Consider the following 25,493-nt stretch of genomic DNA (forward strand, 5'->3'; position numbering starts at 1 on the left):
AGGGGCGCAGCCGCGGCTTGATCCGCGGCCCCCGCCTGTGTCATCGCTGGTCGATGTCCCGCAGCTTTCCCTGTGCCGCACTGCTGTTGCTCGCCGGTGTCGCGCCCGCCCGCGCGCAGCAGGAGGATCGCCAGGCGTGGGAACAGCTGAACGTCATCGTGCCGGTGACTGAGCGGGTCCGCGTGACGCTCGAGCAGATCGCGCGTACCAGCGATCGGCAGGAGGGCATCTACACCACCGAATATGGCGCACTGCTGGGCTGGCAGATCGCCAAGGGCGTGGAATTCGGCATCGGCTATCGCCGGGTGGGGTTCCACAGTGCGAACCTTGCCGCCGACGAGGACCGCGTTCGCCAGCAAGTCGTGTTCAACCGTGGACGCGTTGCCGGGCGCTTCCGGATCGACGAGCGGTTCAGCACGGTCGGCAGCGGGATCGGGGTGCGAATTCGGCCGCTGCTCCGCTACAACCTGCCGCTGGGCCGGCCGCGACTGGCGCTGTTCGCCAGCCATGAAAGCTTCCTGCTCCCCAACAGCACGCGCTGGGGGCAGCGGGCCGGCTATGAGCGGATGCGCAATCTGCTGGGCGTCGCGGTGCCGCTGGGCAAGGCCCTCAACGCCGATATCGGCTATCTCAATCAATATCGCTTCGGCCGGGCGGGGGCGCGGCCGCAGATGGACCATGCGCTCAGCGTACAGCTGACGCTCAATCTCGGCGCGCTGGGCGTGGCGGTGCTGCACGACTGAGGCCTGCGTGCCGGGGTGACGCGCCCCCGCGCCCGCGCTAGGGCTTGCCGTATGAAGACCCATATCCTCCTCACCGGCAGCAGCCGGGGCATCGGCGCGGCGACGGCGGCGCTGCTCGGCGAAGACGCGCGCGTGGCGCTGGTCGGCCAGGGCACGCGCAGCGGCATCCCGGCTGACTTCACCGATCCTGCCGCGCCGCAAGCGCTCTGGGCCCAGGCGCTCGACGCGCTGGACGGCCGGATCGACGTGCTGATCAACAATGCCGGCATCTTCGAGGCCAATCCGCTCGATGCGCCTCATGACGACTGGGTCGACGGCTGGGAGCGCACGATGCGCGTCAACCTCACTGCCTCGGCCGAGCTTTGCCGGCTCGCCGTGCGGCACTGGCAGGAACGGGAAACCGGCGGCCGCATCGTCAACGTCGCCAGCCGCGCCGCCTATCGCGGCGACAGCCCGGCGCACTGGCACTATGCGGCGTCCAAAGCGGGCATGGTCGGCATGACCAAGTCGATCGCGCGCGGCTATGCGGCGCAGGGCATCCTTGCCTTCGCAATCTGCCCCGGTTTCACGATGACCGGCATGGCCGAGGACTATCTGGAGAGCCGCGGCGGCGACAAGCTGCTGGCCGACATTCCGCTCGGCCGCGTGGCCACCCCGGAGGAGATTGCCGCCATTGCCAGGTTCTGCGCGCTCGATGCGCCCCCCTCGATGACCGGCGCGGTGCTGGACGCCAATGGAGCCAGCTATGTCCGCTGAAATCGACAGCTGGAAGGTCAGCCTGCCCTGCACCCGCGCCGAGGCCGAGGCGATCGATGCGGGCACGATCGAGATCGACGCCGTGCTGATGACCACCGAGACGGTGGAGGACGATGTCGAGCATTGGCGGCTCGACGCCTATATGGAGCATGAGCCCGATGCAGCGATGCTCGCCACGCTGAAGGCGCTGGTGCCGAGTGCGGCGGGTACCGAGCCGCAGGTCGAGGCGCTGACCGCGCAGGACTGGGTGACGCTCAGCCAGGAAGGGCTGGAGCCGATCCGCGAGGGGCGCTTCGTCGTCCACACCAGCGCGCATCCGGTGGCTTCGCCGGAGGGTGGCCGCGCATTCCTGATCGATGCGGGCCGCGCGTTCGGCACCGGGCACCATGCAACGACCTCGGGCTGCCTGGCGATGCTCGACGGGCTTTCGGAACGGCAGTTCGCCAACATCATCGATGTGGGCACGGGCACCGGCCTGCTGGCGTTCGCCGGCGCGCATCTCTGGCCGGAGGCGGCGGTGATGGCGACCGACATCGATCCCGCCGCGGTCGACGTCACCCGCGAAAATGCGGTGGCGAACGGAATCGAGGGGGTGGATCTGATCGTGGCGGACGGTGCGCTGTCCGACGCGATCACCGCCAGGGCGCCGTACGACCTCGTCATTGCCAACATCCTTGCCGGGCCGCTGGTCTCGATGGCGCCCGAGCTTGCCGCGATCGCCGCGCCCGATGCGACGATCGTGCTGGCGGGACTGCTGGAGACGCAGCGCCCGCAGGTGGTGGAAGCGTTCGAGGGGTGCGGCTGCACGCTCGAAGCGATCGACCGTCGCGGCGACTGGACGATCCTGCGGCTTGCAGCCGGCGCGACGCGCTATGTCCCGGTCACCCCGCCCGATCCCAAGGGCCGTGACGGCTGGGCACTGGATATCTGAGGTCCGGCGACGTCGTTGCCTCGCAGCGAAGAGAGGGATTTCTCAGAGGTGCGGGGGAGCAAATTCCAGAAAGACCATCGTCATTCCCGCGAAGGCGGGAATCCATTGGCCGGTGCGTTCGAGGAAAGAACGGAGGCATCAGGATCAATGGATCCCCGCCTTCGCGGGGATGACGGGGTAATTTGCGAAATGCGATTGCTCTGCCTTGATGGCGGAGGAAGTCTCCGCCGCTCAGCCCCGGTGCTGGCTGACGTAGCGCACGATATCCTCCGGCGTGCGGAACACCGCGTCGGGGGACATGCCGGTCAGCAGGTCCTCGGCGGCATAGCCCCACAGCACCGATCCGGCGCGCATGCCGACTTCGCGCGCGGCATCCACGTCGCGGGTCTCGTCGCCGATGGCCAGCGCGGCGTGCGGTGCGACGCCCATCTTGCGCAGCACCCGGCGGAACTTCGGCGCCTTGCCGAACAGCGATGATCCGCAGGCATAGCAATGGATCTTGGCGGCGTAGCGCGGGCCCAGGATCTTGCGCGCATTCTCCTCCGAGTTGGAGGTGACCAGCGCCAGCTTCACGCCCATGTCGACCAGGCGTTCCAGCAAATTGGGCGTGCCGGGGAACAGCTCGATCCGGTGCGCCTCGCGGCTCACCAGCTTGCGGACATAGCGGGCGATCCACGGCATCTTCCAGCGCGCGATGCCGAGGAACTCGATCACCTCGCGCGAGCTCTTGCGGCGGAGCAGCTCCACCTCGTCGGGCGCGATCTTGCGGAAGCGGAAGCGTTCGGCGAGGTCATTGGCGACGGAGACGAACCAGTCGCCGCTGTCGGACAAGGTGCCGTCAAAGTCGAAGATGACGAGGTCGAGAGGTCGGGTCGCGATGGCGCCCGTGTCAGCCATGTCCGCTACCAGTTCCATGCATCCGGCACTCCGCCCCGTTGCCCAACTCAATCTGTACCGTACTGTGCTCGATCCGAAAATCGTGCACGAGCAGCTGCTGAAGATTAATCAGAAATGCGTCACCCGGATGACCATCGGGCATGACGAGATGGGCGGTGAGGGCAGCCTCGGTGGTGCTCATCGGCCAGACATGGAGATCGTGGACCCGCGTGACGCCGGGCTGGGCAAGCAACGTGCGCTCCACCGCTTCCAGGTCGATGCGATCGGGCACCGCCTGCAGCGCCATGGTGAGCGATTCGCGCAGCAACCCCCAGGTGCCGACCAGGATCACCACGACGACCAGCAGGCTGATCGCCGGATCGATCCAGCGCAGCCCGGTCCACCAGATCAGCGCGCCGGCGACCACCACCGCCGCCGATACGCCAGCATCGGCCGCCATGTGGAGATAGGCGCCGCGGACATTGATGTCGTGATCGCGGCCGCGGGCGAAGAGCAGCGCCGTGCCGAGATTCACGACGATGCCCGCGCCCGCCACCAGCATCACCGGGATCGGCGCCACGGCGGGCGGATCGGCGAAGCGCTGGACCGTCTCCAGCAGGATCGCGCCGATCGCAATCAGCAGCAGCAGCGCATTGGCGAGCGCGGCGAGGATCGAGGAAGCGCCCAGGCCATAGGTGAAGCGCGGCGTCGCCGGGCGCTTGCCGAGCTCCGCGCCGACCCAGGCGATCAGCAGGCCGAGCACGTCGGACAGGTTGTGGCCGGCGTCGGCCAGCAGCGCCATCGAATTGGTCCACAGCCCGGCGCCACCTTCGATCAGCACGAAGGCGATGTTGAGCGCGGTGCCAATCGCAAAGGCGCGGCCGAAATCGGCGGGCGCATGGCTGTGGCCGTGGCCATGGCCGTGGCCGTGCCCGTGGCCGTGTGAATGGCCGTGGTGATGGCCGTGTGCGTGATTTCCCGACATGTCAGGCGATCCTAGCGGGCGTCCCCCATGTGATGCTAGCGCATTGGGAGGAAAGTGTTTCGGCAGCCGTGCCCAAGCCGCCGTGCCCCTGCGAAAGCAGGGGCCCAGGGTAGGAGAGGACGCCGCTTGCGACCCTGGGCCCCTGCTTTCGCAGGGGCACGAAGTACGGAAGGTGCCCTATCGGACCGATCCGGTTCAGCGGCGTTTGCGCTTGCCGTCCATCGGGTTGAACGCAGGCGGCCTGATCGTCACCAGCTCGCTGCGCTCGATTACCCCATCCTTGTTCTTGTCGAACCGCGTCCAGATCTGCGCGAATCGATCCTGGAATTCGGCCCAGCTCACCTTGTTGTCCCCGTCGCGATCGAGCTCGAAGGGGCTGGGCAGGGTGTTGCGATCCCCCATCCAGCGCAGCGACCAGTCCGAATAGGCGATGTAGCCGAGCATGCCGCTATGGCCGGTATCGGCGCTGTCGAAGCTGCGCTTGAGCCCGGCATCGAACTCCGCGCGGGTGACGCGGGCGTCGCCGTCCGCGTCGAACCCGGCGACCAGCAGCGCAACCGGCTCGGCGATCACCGTCGCCTGGGGCTGCGCACCGGGCGCGTTGACCGTTATCGGGTCGGGCGCGGGCCGTTGCTGGGCGGCGGCGGGCAGGGCGGCGGTGCAGGCGGCGAGCAGCAGGAACAGGCGCATGGGATTCCCTTCAGCGGACGGGGAGCAACAGGCTCGAATCCCCATAGCTGTAGAAGCGATAGCCGGTTTCGATCGCATGGGCATAGGCCGCCTGCATGCGATCCAGGCCCATCAGCGCCGAGACCAGCATGAACAGCGTCGAGCGCGGCAGGTGGAAGTTGGTCACGAGCCCGTCGACGCCCTTGAAGCGATAGCCCGGCGTGATGAAGATCGCGGTGTCGCCCTCGAACGGCTGGATCACGCGGTTCTCGTCCGCCGCGCTCTCCAGCAGGCGCAGGCTGGTGGTGCCCACCGCGATGATGCGGTTGCCCGCCGCGCGCACGGCGTTGAGCCTATCGGCGACTTCCGGCGTGATGCGGCCCCATTCGGCATGCATCTTGTGGTCGGCGGTATCCTCCGCCTTGACCGGCAGGAAGGTGCCCGCGCCGACGTGCAGGGTCAGCGTGGTGTGGCCGGTGCCTGCCGCCTCCAGCGAGGCCATCAGCGCGGGCGTGAAGTGCAGCGCCGCGGTGGGTGCGGCGACGGCGCCCGGCTCCGCCGCGAACATCGTCTGGTAATCGTCGGCATCGCGCGCGTCGGTCGGGCGCTTCGAGGCGATATAGGGGGGCAGCGGCATGCGGCCGCAGCGCTCGAGCAGCAGCTCGACCGGCTCGTCGCCCTGGAAGTCGAGCGCGAAGCTGCCGTCCTCGGCGCGGTCCGAGGCGATGGCGATCGCATCAGGGCCAAAATTGATCGCATCGCCGTCGCGCAGCCGCTTGGCGTTGCGGATGAAGGCACGCCAGCGGCGCGGCCCCTCGCGCTTGTGGAGCGTCGCGCCGATCCGTGCCTCACCGCGCGTCCCCTCCAGCTGGGCGGGGATCACGCGGGTATCGTTGAACACCAGGCAGTCGCCGGGGCGGAGCTGCGCCGCCAGGTCGCGCACGATTGCGTCGCGCGTTTCCGTGCCGTCGAGCACCAGCAGGCGGGCGGAGTCGCGCGGGGAGGCCGGGCGAAGCGCAATCCGCTCGTTCGGCAGGTCGAAATCGAAAAGGTCGACGTTCACGGGATCCGCGCGATCACTTCTTCTTCGGCGCCGGCTTCTTCGCGGCAGGCAACGGCTTCGTGGCGGGAACGCTCGGGCCCACCGGGATCAGCGTCGGGCCCGTTGCCGCCGGGGCGGCAGGGGCGAGCGGCTGATAGGCCGGGGGATTGTCCGACTGGATATAGGCGTGGATGATCACGGTCGGATGCTGCGGCGGCTCACCGCGCTCGATCTTGTCGACCCACTCCATGCCAGAGGTGACGCGGCCGAACACGGTATAGTCGTGGTCGAACGCCAGCTTGGGCTGCATCATGATGAAGAACTGGCTGTTCGCGCTGTTCTCCGCCTCGGTCTTCTGCTCGGGCGTGGCGTTGTCGGCCGCGCCGCGGCGCGCCGCGGACACAGTACCGCGGACATGCGGCAGCGAGCTGAACTCGGCGGGCACGTTGGGCAGGTCCGAATCGCCGGTGCCGTCGCCCTTGGGATCGCCGCCCTGGGCGATGTTGTAAGGATCGTCGACGACGCGGTGGAAGGTCAGGCCGTCATAGAAATGGCGGCGGGTAAGCGTCTTGATCCGCTCGACCATCTTCGGCGCCACGTCCGGGCGCAGGCGGATCAGCACGCGGCCGCCGGTCGACAGGTCCAGCACCCAGGTATTCTCCGGGTCGGCGGGAACCAGAACCGAGGGGCGCGTGTTAGCGTCGGAGTTGACGCCCTTCAGCGGCTCGATGACGGGCTTTGGCTTGCCCCCGCCACCCTGGGCCAGCGCCGGCACGGCGAACAGCGTGGCGGCCATGGCGGCCATCGTGGCTAGGAAACGCATCGAACTTCCCACTCGTTTTCTGGTGAATGCGCGGCTCTACCGCAATCGCCGGGCAGCGCAAAGCCCGGCTGACGGCATGGTGCGGTTAGTTGCTGCCCTTGCGCCCGAGCAGTTCGACGCGGGCGGCGACATCGGCTTCCACGGCCTCGGTGACGAAGCGGTGGATCGGGCCGCCGTACATCGCGATCTCCTTCACCAGCCGGCTGGCAATCGGCTGGAGCGAGACATCGGCCATCAGGAAGACGGTCTCGATCCGGTCATTGATCTGCTGGTTCATGCCCGCCATCTGATATTCATACTCGAAGTCGGCGACGGCGCGCAGGCCGCGGACGATCACGCTGGCGCGCTCGCGCTCGGCAAAGTCCATCAGCAGCGAATCGAAGCTGACCACTTCGATCGTGCCGGGCAGCCCCTCCACCTCGCGCCGCACCATCGCCATCCGCTCCTCGACGGTGAACATCGGCGACTTGGACGGGTTGGTGGTCACGCCGATCACCAGCCGGTCGACGAGCTTCGCGCCGCGCCGGATGATGTCCATATGGCCGCGGGTGATCGGATCGAAGGTGCCGGGATAGACCCCGATACGGCTGTGCATGCGGGTTCTCCCCCGGTCCTTACCGGTCGCGTTCGAGCGTGAAGCGCGCCACGTCGCGCAGCAGATCGGCCTCGGGGCCATAGGCGTGGAGATGGGCGATCGCCTGGTCGACCAGCATGCGCGCCTGTTCGCGCGCACGATCGATGCCGAGCAGCGACAGGAAGGTTTCCTTGCCCGCCGCGCCGTCCTTGCCCAGCTTCTTGCCGACCAGGGCCTCGTCGCCCTCGGCGTCCAGGATATCGTCGACGATCTGGAAGGCGAGGCCGATGTCGCGGGCATAGCCGCGCAGACCCGTGCGCGCCTCGGGCGAGACGCGGCCGAGGATCGCGGCGCATTCGACGGCGCAGCTGATCAGCGCGCCGGTCTTCATCGCCTGCAGCCGGGTGACGGTGGCGAGGTCGAAGCTGGCCTTCTCCGCCTCCAGGTCCATCATCTGGCCACCTGCCATGCCCGATGGGCCGGAGGCGCGGGCGAGTTCGGCGATCAGCTCCACCCGCACATAGGGGTCCGGATGCGTCGCCTCATGGCCGAGGATTTCGAAGGCGAGCGCGTGGAGGCAGTCGCCCGCGAGAATCGCCGTCGCTTCGTCGAACGCCTTGTGCACGGTAGGCTTGCCGCGGCGCATGTCGTCATTGTCCATCGCGGGCAGATCGTCGTGGATCAGCGAATAGACATGGATGCATTCCAGCGCGGTCGCCACGCGCGCGGCGCACTGCCTGTCCACGGAGAAGAGCTGTGCGGTGGCGAAGACCAGCAGCGGGCGCAGCCGCTTGCCGCCGCCGATCGCGGCGTGGCGCATCGCGCGGTACAGGTCGGCGCGAGGATCATCCGGCACTTCGAGCAGCCGGTCGAACTGGGCGTCGATCTCGGCTGCGACCTGGCGCAGCGCCGATTCGAGGGGGAGCGAGGCATGGGTCACGCTCGCCACGCCTCAGCCGGCCGCGAAGGGGGTAGTACCGGCGGCGCGGCCGTCGGCATCGGTGCGGATCGCCTCGATCCGGGCCTGCGCCGCATCCAGGCGCGCCGCGCATTGCCGGCGCAACTGGTCGCCGCGTTCATAGAGGTCGATCGCCTCCTGCAAGGCCGCTTCCCCGCTCTCCAGCCGGCTCACGATCTTCTCCAGTTCCTTCAGCGCCTCTTCAAAGGAGAGCGCCGTGATATCCGCTTGGTCGGTCATGGTGCCGCTATGCGGCAGGGTGGGGCCCGATGGCAACCGGGCCCCGCCGCTATTTACTGGCTGGCCGGCTTGGTGCGGTAGCGATCGAACCAGGCGAGGATCGCCGCCGCCTTGGCGGCCGACTGGCTGGGTCTTGCGGTGAAGCCCCCATGGCTGGCGCCGGGCACCTTCACCAGCGCGGTCGGCACGCCGCGGATCTGGAGCGCGGCATAATATTGCTCCGATTCGCTCACCGGGGTGCGATAGTCCTCGCTGCCGACGACGACCATCGTCGGCGTCTTGACGTTGCCTACCAGGCTGAGCGGCGAGCGGTTCCAATAGCTCATCGGATCTTCCCAGGGCTGCTTGGCAAACCAGTAGCGCGAAGTGAAGCCGGTTGCGTCCATGGTCAGCGCCTCGCTGATCCAGTTGATCACCGGCTTCTGCGTGGCCGCGGCCTTGAAACGGTCGTTCTTGCCGACGATCCAGGCGGTGAGCACGCCGCCGCCCGATCCGCCGGTGACGAACAGATTGTCCGGATCGGCGACACCCGCGGCGACCGCGGCATCCACCGCGGCCATGAGGTCGCCGTAATCGTCGCCGGGATATTTCTTGTCGATCAGGTCGGCAAATTCCTCGCCGTACGAGGTGCTGCCGCGCGGATTGGCGTAGAGCACCGCATAGCCGTGCGCGGCGTAGAGCTGATAGTCGGTCGAGAAGCCCGGGCCATAGGCGGTGTGCGGTCCCCCATGGATCTCCAGGATGGTCGGCACGCGCGTGCCGGGCTTCACGCCGGGCGGGGTGACCAGCCAGGCGTCGATCTTGCGGCCGTCGGGCGCCGTAACGGCAAGCGGCGTCACCGGTGCGAGCGTCTTGGCGGCAAGCAGATTGTCGTTGAGCCGGGTGAGGCGGCGGCCGTTCACATAGATGTCGGCCGGATGCAGCGCGTCGCCGCCGGTATAGGCGATGATGCCGGCCGCCGAGACCGAGAAATCGCCGCCGGTATAGGGCCGGTCTAGCCCGCCGCCGGTGAGGCCGGTCGCGACGGTGCTCGCCTTCCCGTCGAGGCCGATGCGGGCGACCTGCTTGCGGCCATGGTCATCGTACGAGACGAACAGGCTGCGCCCGTCCTTTGCCCACACCGCGCTGTCGATGCTCTTGTCGAGTCCGGCGGTGAGCGAGCGGCCGCCGCTGCCGTCGCGGTTCATCACATAGAGCTGGGTGTTCTGGAAGCTGCGGTGCGTATCGTCAAAGCCGAGATAGGCGATGCGGGCCCCATCGGGGGAGAGCACCGGCGCGGCATCAGGGCCGTAGCGCCTGGTGATCTGGGTGAGCGTACCGGAGGTGACGTCGACGGCGTAGATCTCGCTGTCGTTGGGCTCGCGCTCCCAATCCTGGCGGCGGTTGCTGCCGAAGAAGACCGTGCGGCCGTCGTTCGACCAGGCAAGCGGGCCGGCATCGTCGTTCTTGCCGAAGGTCACCTGGCGCGGCGCGCCGCCGTCCGCCGAGACGACGAAGATGTGGTCCGACCCCGGCTTGAGATAGCCGCCGCCATCGGCGCGGTAGGTGACGCGGTCGATTACCTCCAGCGGCTCTGCCCATTTGGCGCCTTCGGGCTTGGGCGGCTGGCTGCCGAGCTTCATGCCTTCGCTCGGCACGGTCATGGTATAGGCAATCTGCGTGCCGTCCGGCGACCAGGCGATGTTCTGGGGACTGTCCGGCAGGCCGGTGACACGCGCGGTGGCCCCGGTTGCCATCCAGCGGACGAACAGCTGCGGCGCGCCACCCTCGGCGCTGGAGACATAGGCGAGCCTTGTGCCGTCGGGCGACCAGCGCGGCTGGCTGTGCGATCCGGTGCCGGCAACGAGCGGGGTCTGCTGGCCGGTCTTCACGTCGACCAGCCAGATGCTCGCGCGGCCGCGATCGGTCATGATGTCGGCCGACTGGCGGACATAGGCGACCTTGCCGCCGTCCGGGCTGATCTGCGGATCGCTCGCCTGTTCGAGCGCGAACAGGTCGCTGCCGGTGAAGCGGCGGGTGGGCCCCTCCTGGGCCAGGGCGGGAACGGGGGCCACGGTGCTGAGCAGCAGGGCGAGCGGGATGAGGCGCATGGAGGTCTCCGGCAAGACAGATGCGGCATCGTGTTCGGGCGCGGAGCGCTTGGCAAGTCGGTACGCGGACATTCGACGGCGGTATGATTGCGGGAGCGGCACCCCATGCCTAGGTCCGCGTTTGAGAGCGCGAAGGAGACTTGCGGATGTTCGAAATCATCAATCCGGCGACCGGCGAGACCGTCGATCGCATCGCCGAGCTGGACGATGCCGGGATCGAGGCGGCGCTGGCGCGTGCGGCGGCCGGGTACAAGCAGTGGCGCGAAACCTCGATCGAGACGCGCACCGCGCTGCTCGGCAAGATCGCCGACGCATGGGAAGCCAACAAGCAGCACCTCGCCGAACTGGCGGTGCGCGAAATGGGCAAGACGATCACCGCGGGCCTGGCCGAGGTGGAGAAGTGCATCTCCGGCTTCCGCCACTATGTCGAGCATGGCCCTGCCTATCTGGCGCCGAACACGGTGAAGACGCCGACCGGCCATGCCGTGGCGCGCTGGCTGCCGCTGGGCCCGGTGCTGGCGGTGATGCCATGGAACTTCCCCTATTGGCAGGCGGTACGCTTCCTCGCGCCGACGATCCTCGCCGGCAACGTCGCGCTGCTCAAGCACGCCTCCAGCGTGCAGGGCTGCGCGGCGGCGATGGAGGCGATGGTGCGCGAGGCCGGGGCGCCCGAGGGGCTGTTCCAGAACCTCGCGATCAAGTCCGACAAGGTCGATGCGATCATCGCGGACAAGCGGGTGGTGGCGGTGACGCTCACCGGCTCGGAGGGTGCGGGCGCAAAGGTCGCCGAAGCAGCGGGCCGCGCGCTCAAGAAGGTGGTGCTGGAGCTGGGCGGCTCCGATCCGTTCATCGTCATGCCCTCGGCCGACCTCGATGCGGCGGTGAAGACCGCGGTGACGGCGCGGGTGCAGAATGCCGGCCAGAGCTGCATCTGCTCCAAGCGGATGATCGTCCACGCGGACGTCTACGACGCCTTCCTCGCGAAGTTCGTCGCGGGCATGGAGGCCGTGAAGATCGGCGATCCGATGGACAAGGAGACGGTGATGGGGCCGCTTTCCAGCGTGCAGCAGCGCGACACCGTGGTGGAGCAGATCGCCAAGGCGCAGGCTGCCGGGGCCAAGCTGCTCACCGGCGGCACGAAGATCGACCGGGAAGGCGCGTGGATGACGCCGGGCGTGCTGGTCGACCTCGATCCCGAGAGCGACGTTGCGAAGGAAGAGATCTTCGGCCCGGTCGCGGCGGTTTACAAGGTCGCCGACATCGACGAGGCCATCGCGGTGGCCAACGATGTTCCGTACGGCCTGGGCTCGTCGGTGTGGACGCAGGACGAGGCCGAGATCGAGCGGTTCGCGCGGGATATCGAGGCGGGGATGACGGCGGTCAATTCGCTGCTCGCGTCGGTGCCCGAGGCGCCGTTCGGCGGCGTTAAGCTCTCCGGCCATGGCCGCGAGCTCGGCCCCTGGGGGCTGCACGAGTTCATGAACCTGAAGGCGGTGATGTTCGGCGGCGGCAAGCCGGGGGATTGAGGGACCAGCAGCCTCAGCCCTTCCCCTTCAGAAGAGGGGTTGGGGTGGGGCAGTGTCTCGCAGAGACCAAGCCGCGTTCTGGAATCCCTCCAACCCCCAACCCCTCCTCCAAGGAGGAGGGGCTAGAGGACGGGACTCACCGCTCCGCCTTCACCTCGGCCAGCAGGTCCTTGCGGCTGAGCTTGCCGATCATCGTCTTCGGCAGGCTGTCGCGGATCACCACTTCCTTGACGCGCTCGTGCTTGCCGAGCTGCGCGTTCAGCCAGTCGCACATCTCCTTCGCGTCCGCCGTCATGCCGTCGTTCAGCGCGACATAGGCGTGGGGCAGTTCGCCGTGATAGGGATCGGGCAGGCCGAGGACGAGCGTCTCCTTCACCGCCGGATGGGTGTAGAGCACGCCCTCGATCTGGCTGGGGAACACCTTGAACCCGCCGACCGCGATCATGTCCTTCAGCCGGTCGACGATCTGGATATAGCCGTCCTCGTCGATGATGCCGACATCGCCGGTGCGCAGCCAGTGATCGTCGACGAAGGTGCCGACATCCGCCTCGGGCCGGTTCCAGTAGCCGCGCATGATCTGCGGCCCCTGGACGACGATCTCGCCCGGCTCGCCTTCGGGGGCGGGCTTGCGCGGATCTTCCTTGTCGACCAGCCGCACGCGCGTGCCGGCGATCGGCTGCCCGATCGTGCCGCTCTTGTTCAGCCCGACATAGGGATTGGCCGACACCACGCCCGAGCTTTCCGACAGGCCATAGCCTTCGATGATGTGCGCCCCGGTGATCGATTCCCAGTTGAGCTTGAGCTGCTCGGGCAGCGGCGCGCCGCCCGAGATGCAGAAGCGCAAGGACGAGAAGTCGCTGGGTTTCATGCCCGGTGCATCGAGCAGCGCCTGGTACATGGTCGGCACGCCAGGCAGCGAGCGGGGCTTGGTGCGGCGCAGTTCGGTGAGCACCTGCTGGGCGTTGAACCGCGGCAGCATCACGATCTTGCCGCCGGTGATCACCGTGCGGTTGAGCACGCAGGTATTGGCGAAGACGTGGAAGAAGGGCAGCACGCCCAGCACCGAATCATCGGCTTGTCCGAGTTCCGGATCGAGTTCCGCCACCTGGCGCGCATTGGCCGAAAGGTTCTGATGCGTCAGCACCGCCCCCTTGGGCGTGCCGGTCGTGCCCCCGGTATATTGGATCAGCGCGACGTCCTGCTCGGGATTGATCTCGGGGCGCGTGCAATCGCCCTTGTTGGCGATCAGCCTGGAAAAGGCGAGGATGCGCGCGTCGTGCGGCTTGGCGGTGACTTCGCTGCCGCGGAACAGCTGGTAGAAGAGCGACTTGGCGGTAGGCAGCGCACCGGCGACCGAACCGACCACCAGCCGTTCGAGATCGCTCTTTTCCAGCACCTTGAGCGCGGTGGGGAGCAGGGCGGTGGCGGACAGGGTGAAGAGCAGCCTGGTGCCCGAGTCGGCTACCTGCGCGGCGAGTTCCTCGACCGAGTAGAGCGGCGAGAAGTTCACCACCGTCGCCCCCAGCTTGAGGATGCCGTAATAGGCGGCGACGTAATGCGGCACATTGGGCAGGAACAGCCCGATCCGGTCGCCCGGGCCATAGCCCAGCGCGCGCAGGCCGCAGGCGACGCGATTGGCGCCGTCCAGCGTCTCGCCATAGCTGTAGATGCGACCCATGAAATCGAGCAAGGGCGCGTGCGGATGGGCGGCCGCGCTCTCCTCGAACAGGTCTACCATGGACCGCGGCGCGTAGCTGCGATCCCACTCTCCTGGATGCCGATAGGCGGTCTTCCAGACCATTTCGGGCTTTGTCATTGACATCAGTGTAAGCAACCCGATTTTGCCATGCAAGCGCGGTTTTCACCGCACATGCAGAGTCATCGCGCGTGCTGCGCGTCCTGTCTCTACGGCACTATCCGGGGTTGGTTCCGCACTTCAGCGGGCGAGTTGGCGGCTCCAGGTGACGAGCACCGAAACGGCGAGAATGCCCAGGTCGACCGCCGCGTGCACCTGCTGCGGCGCGGTGTCGCCCGCGCGGTGGGTGAGGATCGTGAGATCGGCATGGGGGCGCGGCGGGCGCACGACTGCAACCAGGAGCGCAATTGCTCCGGCGACCAGCAACAGGCGCTTGTGACGCGACATGGTTCCCCTCTTCCCTCGGCGTTCGTCTACACCCGGCGACACGCGCGGGCAAGCTCAAGCCGCGTCGAGTCGCAGCGCCCGGGCACGGTCCCGGCCGGCCGCCTTGGCTTCGAACAGCGCGCAGTCCGCACACCGATAGAGCGCCTTCCAGTCCAGATCGGTCGCAAGCGAACCGCTGCAGGTGCCGATGCTTGCGGTGATGGTCAGATCGAAGGGCATGCGCACCTTGCGCAGCGTGGCGAGCAGGGCATCGGCCTCGATCCGCTGTGCCGCCGGCGTGACCAGCGCAAATTCCTCGCCGCCCATGCGGGCGACCAGCACCGGATCGGGCGCGGCGTTCCGCAGGGCGGCGGCGAACAGGCGCAGCACCTCGTCGCCGCCGTCATGGCCGAGCGTTTCGTTGACGCGCTTGAAGTGATCGATATCGATCAGCAGCAGTTGCTGTTGCTCGCTGCGGCCGATCGCGCGTTGCAGGAAGGCGCGGCGATTGAGCAGGCCGGTGAGCGGATCGATATCGGCGAGATTGCGCGCGATGATCTCGCGGGTGAGCGCGGCATCGCGTTCGTCCCGCAGGAACTTGATCCGATAGGCCACCGCCAGCGACGAGACGAGTGCCTCCATCCCCATCGACAGGATCGTGGAGTTGTCGATCCAGAAATTCCACGGGACAAAGTTGAGCGCCGCGCTGATCCGCACTGCCGCCAGCAGGATCGGCGCGCTCCACGCGACGGCGAACAGCCAGAGGAAATTGGATCGCCGCTGCCACGCGCCCCACAGCGTGGGAATGACGATGGCGAGCAGCCCGCCGAACGCGAGCGTATACAGCAGATCGGCGATCCGCAGATGCACGGCACCCAGCAGCGCGGCGGCCATGGCGGAGAACGGCACGGCCATGGCGGCGATCTGGCTGGCGCGATCCAGCCAGCGTGGCATCGGCTGGTCTTCGAAGAAGCTGCGGGTGAACAGCGCCGCTGCCCCGCCGGCGAGGCCGATGAACACATAGTTGAAGCGGAGGCGATCGTTGTTCGCGAGCATCGGTGCCACCCAGGCAAAGGCGCCGGACGAAGTGAACGTATAGCCTAGCAACGCCGCCAGCAGCATGCAGTAATGCAGCTGGAACCGGTGCCGCATCGCGCACCAGAGCGCGAGATTATAGACGATCAGCGCCGCGGCCATGCCCGCGAAGAAGGTGTAGAGCGCGGCCAGCACGAGATTGGCGCGCCCGCCCTCCCGTTCGGTGGCGATGCGAACCCCGGAGGCGATGCCGCGCAGGTTGGCGGCGCCCTTCACATGGAACAGCGCGCGGACCAGCGCGGGGTCGCGCACCGGCACCGACAGCTGGCCAATGGCGCCGAGCTGGAGCAGCGGGCTGATGCCGCGCTGATCGCTCTGCCAGCTGCGCACCGTGCCGTCGGCATAGAGAAGGTGGATCGCGAGGCTGTCCTGCCAGAGGCTGGCAAAGCGCAGGGCGAGGGGCTCGGCAAAGGTCGACCGCCGATCGATCGACGTGGTGATTGCCCAGAAATCGCCGGAACCGAAGCGGTGCTGCGGAGTCGTACAGTCGAATCGTTCCGGGTGCCGGATCAGCTCGTCCATCCGCTGCCCTCTGTCCACCAGCAGGCACGTGCCAAGTGGTTGACCGGCAACGCCCGCTTGGGCATGTGCCGGGGGCACGATGCACGCGAGCAGCGCGGCAAACGCGATGCAGAGCAGCCGGCGGGAAAGGGCGCTAACCATGATGGCGTCGCTACGCCTGTCGGACAAAGAAGACGTAAATGAGGCCGATGCCTGGCACTGCTGACATCGCCGGAATGCCTCGAAGCCACCGCCCCGACACCAGCCCGGGCGCCGGCGCCGTTTCCGCGAGCAGCCGGTTGGGCGTGGTGGACGTGCTGCGCGGCTTCGCGCTGATGGCATTGTTCCTGGTGCACGTCATCGAAAGTTACGAGCTGTTCTGGGCGGTCGAAAAGCCGGGCTGGATCACCGACATCGTCTTCGCGCTGTTCATGGGCAAGAGCTTTTCGCTACTGGCGCTATGCTTCGGCTTCAGCTTCTTCATCCTGATGGATCGGGCGGCGCGCCGCGGCGAGGACTTCACCGCGCGTTTCGCCTGGCGCCTGCTCCTGCTGGAATGCATCGGGTTTCTGCACGCGCTGATCTACCGGGGCGACATCATGCAGACGCTGGCGGCGATCGGCTTTCTGCTCCTGCTGTTCAACCGGGTGCGGAGCAACGGGCTGCTGCTGGGCGGGGCGGTGTTCTGCCTGATCGGCCCCAGCCTGATCGTGCAGCTGGTGGCCGGGGCGCTGGGGGCGGGCTGGGCGAATGCGCCGGCGCAGTCCTCGGTCGATCCCGGCATGCCGGTATATCTGAGCGGCGACCTCTGGCAGGTGCTGCGGATCAATCTATGGGCCGGGCAGCAATCCAAATACTGGTTCTTCCTCGAATATGGCCGGATGGTGCAGATCCTGGGCCTGTATCTGCTGGGGCTGGTGCTGGGGCGCACCAATTTCTTCGGCGACCTCGCGAAGAGCCGCGCGTGGCGGCTCCCGGCGCTGGTTGTCGCCGGCTTGCTGGCGGTGCTGCTCTTTATCGGCCGCGAGCCGGCGCGCGAGGCTTTTGCCGGGCTGAGACTGGGGCTGGGGGCAGACCGCGCCTTCTGGGCGCTCATCAACATGTGGCTGGACCTGGCGGGTACCGCCTTCTGGGCGCTGCTGGTGATCGCGCTCTATGACGGTGCAGGACGCCGGCTGGTGCAGCCGCTCGCCGCGCCGGGGCGGCTGACGCTCACCTACTACATCCTGCAATCGGCCGTCTTCGTGCCGATCTTCTACCATTATGGGCTGGGCAAATATGACGACTGGGATGCCGCGACCCGGCTATGGATCGGGCTGGCGGCGATCGCGGTGCAGATCGTCGTCGCCCACTGGTGGCTGGCGCGCTTCCAATATGGCCCGATCGAGTGGGTCTGGCGGGCGCTGACCTACCTCCGCCGCGACGTGCCCTTTCGCCGCAGGGACCAGGCTCCGACGCGCTGACACGCCGGAGCCTGCCGGTCAGATATCCTGCACGAGCCGGCCGTAGAGTTCCGGCCGGCGATCGCGGAAGAAGCCGAAGGCGGCGCGGTGGCGCTTCACCCGATCGATGTCGAGCGTCGCGGTGATCACGCCCTCTTCCGCACGGTCCAGCTCGGCGAGGATGTCGCCGCGCTCGTCGGTGATGAAGCTGGTGCCGTAGAAGGTCTGGCCATGTTCGGTCCCGACGCGATTGGCGGCGATCACCGGCACCACGTTGGACACGGCATGGCCCACCATCGCACGGCGCCACAGCCGGGCGGTGTCGAGGCTGTCGTCATGCGGCTCGCTGCCGATCGCGGTCGGGTAGAAGAGCAGTTCGGCGCCCATCAGCATCATCGCGCGCGCGGTTTCCGGGTACCATTGGTCCCAGCACACGCCCACGCCCAGCTTGGCACCGGGGCCGTCCCACACCTTGAACCCGGTGTTGCCGGGGCGGAAGTAGAACTTCTCCTCATAGCCGGGGCCGTCGGGAATGTGGCTCTTGCGGTACACGCCCGAGACCTTGCCGTCGGGTCCGATCATCGCGAGGCTGTTATAGTGGTGCGGGCCATCGGCCTCGAAGAAGCTGGTCGGGATGTGGATGGCGAGTTCCGCGGCCAGGGCCTGCATTGCCAGCACCGCCTTGTGCTCGGTCACCGGCTTGGCGTTGGCGAACAGCCCCTCGTCCTCGACGCGGCAGAAATATTCGCCCTCGAACAGCTCGGGCGGCAGCACGACCTGCGCGCCGCGGCCTGCCGCTTCACGAACCATTTCGGTCACGCGCGCGATGTTCGCATCGATATCATTCGAGAAGGCGAGCTGCAGCGCGCCGACAGTGATCTTGGTCATGCCGCGCCATGTAGTGGATGGTGTCCCGGAATCCAGCCCCGAACTGCGGGCCCTCCGGGCGTACCCTCGTAGAGTCCACCAAAGATGCAGATCTGCAGTCACGGCTGCGAAACGGCTCTATAACACAGGGAAGAACAGCAGGCGCTTCGGGGCTCCGCCCACCCGACTACGCGTATCCCGCGCAGGGGAACGCTCCGAGGAGCCCTCAACAGCGCGGTCGCCTTGATGCCTGAGATTGCCCAATGACCATCAAACAGAAACTCCTCGGCTGCCTCGCCCTGTTCGGGGTCGCGACGCTGCTGCTCGTCGGCCTCGGCTACTGGTCCGCCCGCTCCAGCGAGCGCGCATTGGCGACGCTCCTGGCCGACAGGGTGGTGCCCCTGGGGCAACTGAAGATCGTGGCCGACCGGTATGCGGTGCAGATCGTCGATACCGCGCACAAGGCCCGCAACGGCAATATCGGGTTCGACGAGGCGAGCCGGAACGTGGCCGCGGGCAGCACCGCGCTGCACAAGGCATGGGCCGACTATCGCGCCACGCGGATTGCGGGCGATGAAAGCAAGCTGGCCGTCGAAGCCGAAGCCCGGATGAAAATCGCCGACGAGAAGGTCGAGCGCCTCAGCGGGATCCTTCGCACTGGCGACGCTGCCGCTCTGGACGGCTTCGTTCGCCACGAGCTCTATCCCGCGATCGATCCCGTATCGGAGACGATCAACCAGCTGGTCGATCTGCAGATCAAAATCTCCGGCGAGGTCGCGAACCAGGCGCGGGAAGCCGCGAAAGCTGCCCGGCTGGGCATGGCCGCGCTGGCCGTTCTGGCCGGCATCGTGCTAGCCATCTCCTTCCTGACGATCACGCGCAAGGTCATCGCGCCGATCCGGAAGCTGGCGGAGATCATCACCGAGCGCGCGCGCGCATCTGGCGAGGCGGCGCTGCCGCACCTGGAACAGCAGGACGAGATCGGCGACATCACCCGCTCGGTGGATGGCTTCCTGAAGGCGGCGATCGCCAAGGAGCGCGATCGCGCCGCCGCGTCCGCTGCCGAGCAGGCCACCGTCACCGGGGCGCTGCGCGACAGCCTCGCCGCGCTCAAGGCCGGCGATCTTACCCGCCCCGTCACTGCGCATTTCCCCCCGGCTTATGCCGAGCTGAAGAGCAACTTCAACGAGGCGCTGGACAATCTGCGCACGTTGATCGGCACCGTGATTCAAAGCGCGCAGGGGATCAGCACCGGCTCGAAGGATATCGCCCAGGCATCCGAGGATCTCGCCCGGCGCACGGAGAGCACCGCGGCGTCGCTCGCCGAAACCGCGGCGTCGATCGGTGAGATCGACGGCCGGCTGAAGGCCACTGCGGCGGCGGCAGGCGACACGGTCGAACGCGCCAACGGCGCGATCCGGACGGTGCAGGGTGGCCGTGCGATCACCGACGAGGCGGTGCAGGCGATGGGCCGCGTGGCGGACAGTGCCAAGGGCATCGACAGTGTCATCGAAGGCCTGGACAAGATCGCCTTCCAGACGCGCGTGCTAGCAATGAACGCCGCGGTGGAAGCAGGGCGTGCCGGTGAGGCCGGCCGCGGCTTTGCGGTGGTGGCGGACCTCGTCTCCGCGCTGGCGATGCGGGCAGAGGAGGAAGCCAAGCGTGCCCGGGATCAGCTGACCGTCACCCAGTCGGAGATCGGCACCGCGGTGGAGGCGGTGCAGAAGGTGGACGGCGCGCTGTCGAACATTTCGGAGGACGTCGCGCAGGTGCACCAGCTGCTGGGCAACATGGCGACCGACAACAATGCCCAGGCCGCGGCAATCGTGCAGGTGACCACGGCGGTGCACACGATGGACAGCGCCACCCAGCAGAATGCGGCCATGGTCGAGGAAACCTCGGCGGCAGCCCGCAACCTCTCGAACGAGACGCGCCTGCTCAGCGACCAGGCGACCCGGTTCCGGGTCTCGCGCGAAGGCGGCGGCGCATCGCTGCACGGGAAGTTCGCGACACCCGCCGAGGCCCGTCCGCTGCCTGCCGCTGCGGTCCGCGCGATGACTCGCGATGTCGAGGACTGGCAGAGCTTCTGACGCCGGGCGGCTCAGAGCGTGATGCCGAACCGTGCCAGTGCTGCGGCAGTGGCGAGATAGAGCAGGATGGTGAGCGCGACGCCGGCGAGCAGGGCGGGTGCGAAGCCCGTGCCCGCGCGCAGCAGCGCGGGCACCAGCAGGAACATCGGCAGCGAGGGCAGGACGTACCAGAAGGTCGCCTGGAGATGGTCGGCCACGCGCGCCGGGTCGTGGGTGTCGCGCCACAGCCAGAGTACCCCGAGGAGGGAGATCAGCGGCAGCGACGCGACCAGCGCGCCGAACGCGGGACTGCGCCGGGCGATCATTGCCACGGCGGCGATGATCAGCCCGGAGAGCAGCGCGCGAACGGCGAAGGCGGTCACCCGATGGTCGGGATTTGCTGCGAGATGCAGTGGAAGCTGCCCCCGCCGGTGAGGATGTGGTCGGCCCGCTGCCCGACGATGGTGCGCCCGGGGAAGATGTCCTGCAGCGTCTCGATCGCTGCCTGGTCGTTCGGCTGGCCGTACAGCGGCACCACCACGGCGGCATTGCCGATGTAGAAGTTCATGTAGCTGGCCGGGATCGGCTCGCCATCCTCGTCCGGCACCGTGCCGGGGGAGGGCATCCGCACCACCTCGACACCGAATGCCTCGGCGCGCGCGACCGCGTCCGCGTAGACTGCGGCGTTGGGGTCGTCCTCGGCGGGCGTGGGGATCAGCAGACGGTTGGGGCCGATGAAGCGGGCGAGGTTGTCGACATGGCCGTCGGTATGGTCGTTGGCGAGGCCGTCGCCCAGCCACAGCACGCGATCATAGCCGAGATCGGCCGCCAGCTTCGCCTCGATGCCCGCGCGGTCGAGATCGGGGTTGCGGTTGGGGTTGAGCACGCACTGTTCGGTGGTGACGCACAGCCCGGTGCCGTCCCCGTCGATCGCGCCGCCTTCCAGGATCCAGCCATGTTTGGCGGTCGCGAGCTTGCGATGCGCGGCGAGGCGCGCGCCGATCGTGTCGTCGCCTTCGAGGTCGTACTTGCCGCCCCAGCCATTGAAGCCGAAGTCTTGCGCGACGCCGTCGCCGGTGATGATGCCGGCGGTGTCGCGCAGCCAGATGTCCCCGAACAGTTCGGTCACCACCTCGGCGGCGTCGCCGGCCATGATGCGGGCGGCTTCGGCGGCGGCGTCATCGGCCGCAACCAGGATCACGCGCTCGCCGCGGCCTTCGGCATGGACCGCGCGGGCGAAGGCGATCACTTCTTCACGGGCGGGCTCCAGGTCTTCGACCCAGAGGTCAGCATGGCTGGGAAAGCCGATCCAGACCGCATCATGCGGCGCCCATTCGGGGGGAGGAGTACGAGTCATGGCGCGGCCTTTACCCCCGTAGCGTGACAGGGGAAAGGCCGGGCGTTCCCACCCAACCAGCCGTCATCCCCGCAAAGGCGGGGATCCATTGTCCTGTGCGTTCGCAGCAGGAGCCGCGCGGTCCTGGCAAATGGATTCCCGCCTTCGCGGGAATGACGGCGTAGAGAGACGGGGGTTACTGCGTCGCGCGCGCCTTGTCGCGGATGCTGCGGAATTCGGCGTCCTTGAACCAGTTCGGCCAGCTGCTGCCCTCGGCCAGCGCGCGACCCAGGCCGTAATAGATCCGCAGATCCGACAGCGCGCCGTCCCAGTTCCACTTGGGATCATATTCGTCCTGCGGCTTGTGGTAGCGCTGGTCCGTATAGTCTTCCGCCGCCTTGGCGCCGGCCGCCTTGCCGCCGACGACCAGATCGTCGCCGCTCTCGCCATAGAGCATCGGCACGCCCAGCTTGGCGAAGCTGAAATGATCCGAGCGGTAATAGCTGCCCTTCTCGGGCGTCGATTCCACGCCGATCACGCGGCCCTCGGCGGCGACCAGCGGCTTCACCATCTCTTCCAGCTCGGACTTGCCGGCACCGACCAGCACGAAGTCCTTCGCCTTGCCGTGGATGTTGAGCCCGTCCATGTTCACGCCGCCGACGGTCTTGGCGAGCGGGTAGACCGGATGCTCGGCATAATATTGCGAGCCGATCAGCCCCTGTTCCTCGGCGGTCACCGCCAGGAACACCATGCTGCGCTTGGCCGGCCCTGTCTTGGCATTGGCCTCGGCGAGCGCGACCAGCCCCGCGGTGCCGGTGGCATTGTCGACCGCGCCGTTGCAGATGTCGTCGCCGTTCACCGGCTTGCAGCGGCCGAGATGGTCCCAATGCGCAGAGAACAGCACCACCTCGTCCGGCTTCGCGGTGCCGGGCAGGATGCCGACGACGTTCTTCGAGGCCTGGCGCTTGATCCCGACGCCGAAGCTGGCCGAGGCCTTCACCCCTAGCGGCACCGCCTTGAAGCCCTTGTGCTTGGCCGCCTCGACCAGCGCGGCATAGTCCTTGCCCGCGCTGGCGAAGAGCGCCTTGGCCGAATCCTGCTGGATCCAGCCGATCAGCTGCGACTGGTCGGTATGATCGCCGGGCGTGTCCTGCTCGAGCTTGGGGCCGCCCCAGCTGCTCTCCACCACGCCCCAGCCATAGGCGGCCGGCTCGGTGTCATGGATGATGATCGCGCCCGCCGCGCCCTGGCGGGCGGCTTCCTCGTACTTGTAGGTCCAGCGGCCATAATAGGTCATCGCCCGGCCGCCGAAGGGGCCATCCAGCGTCATCGTCTGCCAGTCCGGATCGTTGATCAGGATGACGACCGTCTTCCCCTTCACGTCCAGCCCGGCATAGTCGTTCCAGCCGCGCTCGGGCGCGTTGATGCCGTAGCCGACGAACACGACCTCACTGTCCTTCAGGTCGATCTTCGGGGTGACGCGATAGGTGGAGAACACCGCCTCGCTGCCATAGGCCAGCGATACCGGCGTCTTGCCGCCGGTAAAGGCGAGCTTGCTGGGGCTCTGCACGCTGAGTTCGACCAGCGGCACATCCTGCACCCATTGCCCATTGTTGCCGGGCTTGAGCCCCGCCTTCTGGAAACGCTCGATCAGATAGGCGATCGTCTTGTCCTCGCCCGCGCTGGTCGGCTTGCGCCCTTCGAACGCGTCGGAGGAGAGCGTCTGGGTGACGGTCTTCAGCGTGTCGAGCGAAATGGCCGGGGCGGCGGTCTGCGCCTGGGCGGCGGCTGCGGTCGAGAGCAGGGCAAGGGCAAGCAACGAGAAGCGCATGGAATTCCTCCTGGTGCGCCTGTTCTGCGGATTCGTGCCCGTCCGCACAACGAAAAAGGGCGGCCCCGAAGGACCGCCCCGTTTCTCGTTTCCCGAAGGAGCCGAATTAGCGCGAGTAGAACTCGACGACCAGGTTCGGTTCCATCTTCACCGGATACGGCACTTCGTCGAGCGTCGGCACGCGGGTGAAGGTGACCTTCGCCGCACCGTCCGGCGCGACATAGTCGGGGATGTCGCGCTCGGCCAGGCTCTGCGCTTCCATGACGAGCGCCATTTCCTGCGCCTTGCCGCTCAGGCTGATTTCCTGGCCCGGCTTGATGCGGCGCGAACCGATGTTGCACTTCTCGCCGTCGACGCGGACATGGCCGTGGTTGACCAGCTGGCGGGCCGCGAAGATCGTCGGCGCGAACTTGGCGCGGTAGACGATCATGTCGAGGCGCTGCTCGAGCAGGCCGATCAGGTTCTGACCGGTGTCGCCCTTCATCTTCGAGGCGTCTTCGTACGAGCGCTTGAACTGCTTCTCGGTGATGTCGCCGTAATAGCCCTTGAGCTTCTGCTTGGCGCGCAGCTGGATGCCGAAGTCCGACATCTTGCCCTTGCGGCGCTGGCCGTGCTGGCCCGGGCCGTATTCGCGCTTGTTCACCGGGGACTTCGGACGACCCCAGATGTTTTCGCCCATGCGGCGATCGAGCTTATGCTTGGCGCTGGAGCGCTTCGACATGTCAATTCCTTACCAATTGCTGTGACGTTGACCCGGGCGGCGAACCGTCCTGATCGCGATCCCGGTTTCGCCTGTGCCTTTTCCGTGGAAAGAGCGCAGGGCCACCGCTTCACCGGGGGTGCGGGGCCAATTGCGAAGGGGCGCGCCTAGCGGGACGGGGCGGGCGAGTCAAGTCCGGCCCATTCGGCGCGGACCTGCGGGTCGGGTTCGTGCGCGGCGCGGGCATCGCCTTCTGTTCGCCAGCGTACCGGATCAAGCCTTTCCAGCGCCCATGCGGCCGCACCGCGCACCACCGGCGCGGGATCGTCGAGCAGTGCCAGCACCCGCGCCAGCAACCGCACGCTGCCGCTGTTGCCTGCGGCGATGAGGCAGTTGCGCATCATCCGGTCGCGGCCGATGCGCTTGATCGGCGAGCCGGCGAAAACCGCGCGGAAGCTCGCATCGTCGAGCGCCAGCAGGTCGGCGAGGTAGGGCACGGTCAGCTCGGCGCGCGGGTGGAAGGCGAGGTTGGCCTGTGCTGCGGTGGCGAACTTGTTCCACGGGCACACCGCCAGGCAATCGTCGCAGCCATAGATGCGGTTGCCGATGCCTTGGCGAAATTCGTGCGGGATCGGGCCCTTGTTCTCGATGGTGAGGTAGGAGATGCACCGGCGGGCATCGATGCGGTAGGGCGCGGGAAAGGCACCCGTCGGGCAAGCGGTCTGGCAGGCGTCGCAGCTGCCGCAGCCGCCACCGCTCGGGCCGTCCGAGGCGAGGTCCAGCGTGGTGTAGATCGCGCCGAGGAACAGCCAGCTGCCATGGCTGCGGCTCACCAGATTGGTATGCTTGCCCTGCCAGCCGAGCCCGGCGGCTTCCGACAGCGGCTTTTCCATCACCGGGGCAGTGTCGACGAACACCTTCACGTCGGCGCCCGGCACCTCGGCGACCAGCCAGCGGGCAAGCTCCTTCAGCCGGCGCTTCACCACGTCGTGATAGTCGGAGCCTTGCGCATAGACCGAGATGCGCCCGACCTCGCCTTCCCCCGCCAGCGCAAGCGGATCGTTGGCGGGGGCATAGCTCATGCCCAGCGCGATCACCGATCGCACCTCCGGCCACAAGCCCTTGGGGCTGCCGCGCTGTTCGGCGCGCTCCTCCATCCACAGCATGTCGGCGTGCGCGCCCTCGCGCAGCCATTGGCGGAGTCGCTCGGCGGTCTGCGGCGCGGCGTCGGCATGTGCGATGCCGCACGCCGCGAAGCCGATCTCGCGCGCCTTTGCCTTCAGCTGTTCTTCGATGGACTTGTCTTGCCGCACGCGC

24 protein-coding genes are annotated in these 25,493 nt (G+C 67.7%); 6 read left to right on the plus strand and 18 right to left on the minus strand.

Features of this window, described 5'->3' with window-relative positions; all coding sequences use genetic code 11:
- The first annotated feature begins 53 nt into the window (after positions 1–53).
- Genes V7E00_RS01575 through V7E00_RS01585 form a run of 3 tightly spaced genes read left to right on the plus strand, consistent with a single transcriptional unit; the run spans position 54 to position 2,430 of the window.
- Positions 54–743, plus strand: a complete 690-nt coding sequence (locus tag V7E00_RS01575; RefSeq protein WP_333570954.1) for a DUF2490 domain-containing protein — start codon at positions 54–56, stop codon at positions 741–743.
- 51 nt (positions 744–794) lie between these two features.
- Positions 795–1,499, plus strand: a complete 705-nt coding sequence (locus V7E00_RS01580; protein WP_333570955.1) for an SDR family NAD(P)-dependent oxidoreductase — start codon at positions 795–797, stop codon at positions 1,497–1,499.
- Positions 1,489–2,430: a 50S ribosomal protein L11 methyltransferase gene (locus tag V7E00_RS01585; RefSeq protein WP_333570956.1), complete on the plus strand. Its 942-nt coding sequence runs from the start codon at positions 1,489–1,491 to the stop codon at positions 2,428–2,430. The genes V7E00_RS01580 and V7E00_RS01585 overlap by 11 nt, the downstream gene beginning before the upstream one ends.
- A gap of 231 nt (positions 2,431–2,661) precedes the next feature.
- Here V7E00_RS01585 and V7E00_RS01590 read toward each other — a convergent pair whose 3' ends face one another.
- The 9 genes from V7E00_RS01590 to V7E00_RS01630 all read right to left on the minus strand — a co-directional run bounded on the left by V7E00_RS01590 (position 2,662) and on the right by V7E00_RS01630 (position 10,687).
- Complete coding sequence (locus tag V7E00_RS01590) at positions 2,662–3,327, minus strand: HAD hydrolase-like protein (protein WP_333570957.1); 666 nt, start codon at positions 3,325–3,327, stop codon at positions 2,662–2,664.
- A complete protein-coding gene (locus tag V7E00_RS01595; RefSeq protein WP_333570958.1) occupies positions 3,320–4,291 on the minus strand; it encodes a cation diffusion facilitator family transporter in 972 nt (323 codons plus the stop codon). The genes V7E00_RS01590 and V7E00_RS01595 overlap by 8 nt, the downstream gene beginning before the upstream one ends.
- 195 nt (positions 4,292–4,486) lie before the next feature.
- Complete coding sequence (locus V7E00_RS01600; RefSeq protein WP_333570959.1) at positions 4,487–4,981, minus strand: EF-hand domain-containing protein; 495 nt, start codon at positions 4,979–4,981, stop codon at positions 4,487–4,489.
- A gap of 10 nt (positions 4,982–4,991) precedes the next feature.
- Complete coding sequence (gene queA, locus V7E00_RS01605) at positions 4,992–6,023, minus strand: tRNA preQ1(34) S-adenosylmethionine ribosyltransferase-isomerase QueA (protein ID WP_333570960.1); 1,032 nt, start codon at positions 6,021–6,023, stop codon at positions 4,992–4,994.
- Positions 6,024–6,036: 13 nt separating this feature from the next.
- Entirely contained in the window at positions 6,037–6,825 is a 789-nt protein-coding gene (locus V7E00_RS01610; RefSeq protein ID WP_333570961.1) for a peptidylprolyl isomerase, read from the minus strand.
- Positions 6,826–6,910: 85 nt separating this feature from the next.
- Positions 6,911–7,420 carry a pantetheine-phosphate adenylyltransferase gene (gene coaD, locus V7E00_RS01615; protein ID WP_125974136.1) on the minus strand — a complete coding sequence of 170 codons (510 nt, stop codon included), beginning with the start codon at positions 7,418–7,420 and terminating at the stop codon, positions 6,911–6,913.
- A gap of 19 nt (positions 7,421–7,439) precedes the next feature.
- Positions 7,440–8,348: a polyprenyl synthetase family protein gene (locus V7E00_RS01620; RefSeq protein ID WP_333570962.1), complete on the minus strand. Its 909-nt coding sequence runs from the start codon at positions 8,346–8,348 to the stop codon at positions 7,440–7,442.
- 3 nt (positions 8,349–8,351) lie between these two features.
- Complete coding sequence (locus V7E00_RS01625; protein ID WP_064312561.1) at positions 8,352–8,597, minus strand: exodeoxyribonuclease VII small subunit; 246 nt, start codon at positions 8,595–8,597, stop codon at positions 8,352–8,354.
- A gap of 53 nt (positions 8,598–8,650) precedes the next feature.
- Entirely contained in the window at positions 8,651–10,687 is a 2,037-nt protein-coding gene (locus V7E00_RS01630) for a S9 family peptidase (RefSeq protein WP_333570963.1), read from the minus strand.
- Positions 10,688–10,833: 146 nt separating this feature from the next.
- On the opposite strand from V7E00_RS01630, the gene V7E00_RS01635 reads away from it, so the two are divergent.
- Positions 10,834–12,213, plus strand: a complete 1,380-nt coding sequence (locus V7E00_RS01635) for an NAD-dependent succinate-semialdehyde dehydrogenase (protein ID WP_333570964.1) — start codon at positions 10,834–10,836, stop codon at positions 12,211–12,213.
- Between the two features lie 136 nt (positions 12,214–12,349).
- On the opposite strand, the gene V7E00_RS01640 is transcribed toward V7E00_RS01635, so the two are convergent.
- The 3 genes from V7E00_RS01640 to V7E00_RS01650 form a co-directional block, all read right to left on the minus strand.
- Positions 12,350–14,029: a long-chain-fatty-acid--CoA ligase gene (locus V7E00_RS01640; protein WP_333570965.1), complete on the minus strand. Its 1,680-nt coding sequence runs from the start codon at positions 14,027–14,029 to the stop codon at positions 12,350–12,352.
- A gap of 120 nt (positions 14,030–14,149) precedes the next feature.
- A complete protein-coding gene (locus V7E00_RS01645; protein WP_333570966.1) occupies positions 14,150–14,356 on the minus strand; it encodes a hypothetical protein in 207 nt (68 codons plus the stop codon).
- Between the two features lie 54 nt (positions 14,357–14,410).
- Complete coding sequence (locus V7E00_RS01650) at positions 14,411–16,093, minus strand: GGDEF domain-containing protein (RefSeq protein ID WP_333570967.1); 1,683 nt, start codon at positions 16,091–16,093, stop codon at positions 14,411–14,413.
- A gap of 74 nt (positions 16,094–16,167) precedes the next feature.
- On the opposite strand from V7E00_RS01650, the gene V7E00_RS01655 reads away from it, so the two are divergent.
- Positions 16,168–17,394: a DUF418 domain-containing protein gene (locus tag V7E00_RS01655; RefSeq protein ID WP_333570968.1), complete on the plus strand. Its 1,227-nt coding sequence runs from the start codon at positions 16,168–16,170 to the stop codon at positions 17,392–17,394.
- Between the two features lie 18 nt (positions 17,395–17,412).
- Here V7E00_RS01655 and aguB read toward each other — a convergent pair whose 3' ends face one another.
- Entirely contained in the window at positions 17,413–18,261 is an 849-nt protein-coding gene (gene aguB / locus V7E00_RS01660; protein ID WP_333570969.1) for an N-carbamoylputrescine amidase, read from the minus strand.
- 242 nt (positions 18,262–18,503) lie between these two features.
- On the opposite strand from aguB, the gene V7E00_RS01665 reads away from it, so the two are divergent.
- A complete protein-coding gene (locus V7E00_RS01665; protein WP_333570970.1) occupies positions 18,504–20,330 on the plus strand; it encodes a methyl-accepting chemotaxis protein in 1,827 nt (608 codons plus the stop codon).
- Positions 20,331–20,341: 11 nt separating this feature from the next.
- Here the strand turns inward: V7E00_RS01665 and V7E00_RS01670 are convergent, their stop codons facing one another.
- The 5 genes from V7E00_RS01670 to queG form a co-directional block, all read right to left on the minus strand.
- Positions 20,342–20,692 carry a DUF3147 family protein gene (locus V7E00_RS01670; protein WP_333570971.1) on the minus strand — a complete coding sequence of 117 codons (351 nt, stop codon included), beginning with the start codon at positions 20,690–20,692 and terminating at the stop codon, positions 20,342–20,344.
- Positions 20,689–21,666 carry an agmatine deiminase family protein gene (locus tag V7E00_RS01675; RefSeq protein ID WP_333570972.1) on the minus strand — a complete coding sequence of 326 codons (978 nt, stop codon included), beginning with the start codon at positions 21,664–21,666 and terminating at the stop codon, positions 20,689–20,691. The genes V7E00_RS01670 and V7E00_RS01675 overlap by 4 nt, the downstream gene beginning before the upstream one ends.
- A gap of 175 nt (positions 21,667–21,841) precedes the next feature.
- Positions 21,842–23,476, minus strand: a complete 1,635-nt coding sequence (locus V7E00_RS01680; protein WP_333570973.1) for a M28 family metallopeptidase — start codon at positions 23,474–23,476, stop codon at positions 21,842–21,844.
- A gap of 106 nt (positions 23,477–23,582) precedes the next feature.
- Complete coding sequence (gene rpsD, locus V7E00_RS01685) at positions 23,583–24,197, minus strand: 30S ribosomal protein S4 (RefSeq protein WP_066720121.1); 615 nt, start codon at positions 24,195–24,197, stop codon at positions 23,583–23,585.
- A 146-nt stretch (positions 24,198–24,343) separates the two neighbouring features.
- Positions 24,344–25,489, minus strand: a complete 1,146-nt coding sequence (queG, locus tag V7E00_RS01690) for a tRNA epoxyqueuosine(34) reductase QueG (RefSeq protein WP_333570974.1) — start codon at positions 25,487–25,489, stop codon at positions 24,344–24,346.
- Positions 25,490–25,493: the final 4 nt, after the last annotated feature.

Source organism: Sphingomonas sp., assembly GCF_036731925.1.
GTDB lineage: Bacteria > Pseudomonadota > Alphaproteobacteria > Sphingomonadales > Sphingomonadaceae > Sphingomonas.

What these genes read in the sequence shown, in the direction of transcription:
- V7E00_RS01575 (WP_333570954.1), top strand. Translation starts at nt 54, where the DNA reads ATGTCCCGCAGCTTTCCCTGTGCCGCACTGCTGTTGCTCGCCGGTGTC.
- V7E00_RS01580 (WP_333570955.1), top strand. Translation starts at nt 795, where the DNA reads ATGAAGACCCATATCCTCCTCACCGGCAGCAGCCGGGGCATCGGCGCG.
- V7E00_RS01585 (WP_333570956.1), top strand. Translation starts at nt 1,489, where the DNA reads ATGTCCGCTGAAATCGACAGCTGGAAGGTCAGCCTGCCCTGCACCCGC.
- V7E00_RS01590 (WP_333570957.1), bottom strand. Translation starts at nt 3,327, where the DNA reads ATGGCTGACACGGGCGCCATCGCGACCCGACCTCTCGACCTCGTCATC.
- V7E00_RS01595 (WP_333570958.1), bottom strand. Translation starts at nt 4,291, where the DNA reads ATGTCGGGAAATCACGCACACGGCCATCACCACGGCCATTCACACGGC.
- V7E00_RS01600 (WP_333570959.1), bottom strand. Translation starts at nt 4,981, where the DNA reads ATGCGCCTGTTCCTGCTGCTCGCCGCCTGCACCGCCGCCCTGCCCGCC.
- V7E00_RS01610 (WP_333570961.1), bottom strand. Translation starts at nt 6,825, where the DNA reads ATGCGTTTCCTAGCCACGATGGCCGCCATGGCCGCCACGCTGTTCGCC.
- coaD (WP_125974136.1), bottom strand. Translation starts at nt 7,420, where the DNA reads ATGCACAGCCGTATCGGGGTCTATCCCGGCACCTTCGATCCGATCACC.
- V7E00_RS01625 (WP_064312561.1), bottom strand. Translation starts at nt 8,597, where the DNA reads ATGACCGACCAAGCGGATATCACGGCGCTCTCCTTTGAAGAGGCGCTG.
- V7E00_RS01630 (WP_333570963.1), bottom strand. Translation starts at nt 10,687, where the DNA reads ATGCGCCTCATCCCGCTCGCCCTGCTGCTCAGCACCGTGGCCCCCGTT.
- V7E00_RS01635 (WP_333570964.1), top strand. Translation starts at nt 10,834, where the DNA reads ATGTTCGAAATCATCAATCCGGCGACCGGCGAGACCGTCGATCGCATC.
- V7E00_RS01640 (WP_333570965.1), bottom strand. Translation starts at nt 14,029, where the DNA reads ATGACAAAGCCCGAAATGGTCTGGAAGACCGCCTATCGGCATCCAGGA.
- V7E00_RS01645 (WP_333570966.1), bottom strand. Translation starts at nt 14,356, where the DNA reads ATGTCGCGTCACAAGCGCCTGTTGCTGGTCGCCGGAGCAATTGCGCTC.
- V7E00_RS01650 (WP_333570967.1), bottom strand. Translation starts at nt 16,093, where the DNA reads ATGGTTAGCGCCCTTTCCCGCCGGCTGCTCTGCATCGCGTTTGCCGCG.
- V7E00_RS01655 (WP_333570968.1), top strand. Translation starts at nt 16,168, where the DNA reads ATGCCTCGAAGCCACCGCCCCGACACCAGCCCGGGCGCCGGCGCCGTT.
- aguB (WP_333570969.1), bottom strand. Translation starts at nt 18,261, where the DNA reads ATGACCAAGATCACTGTCGGCGCGCTGCAGCTCGCCTTCTCGAATGAT.
- V7E00_RS01665 (WP_333570970.1), top strand. Translation starts at nt 18,504, where the DNA reads ATGACCATCAAACAGAAACTCCTCGGCTGCCTCGCCCTGTTCGGGGTC.
- V7E00_RS01675 (WP_333570972.1), bottom strand. Translation starts at nt 21,666, where the DNA reads ATGACTCGTACTCCTCCCCCCGAATGGGCGCCGCATGATGCGGTCTGG.
- V7E00_RS01680 (WP_333570973.1), bottom strand. Translation starts at nt 23,476, where the DNA reads ATGCGCTTCTCGTTGCTTGCCCTTGCCCTGCTCTCGACCGCAGCCGCC.
- rpsD (WP_066720121.1), bottom strand. Translation starts at nt 24,197, where the DNA reads ATGTCGAAGCGCTCCAGCGCCAAGCATAAGCTCGATCGCCGCATGGGC.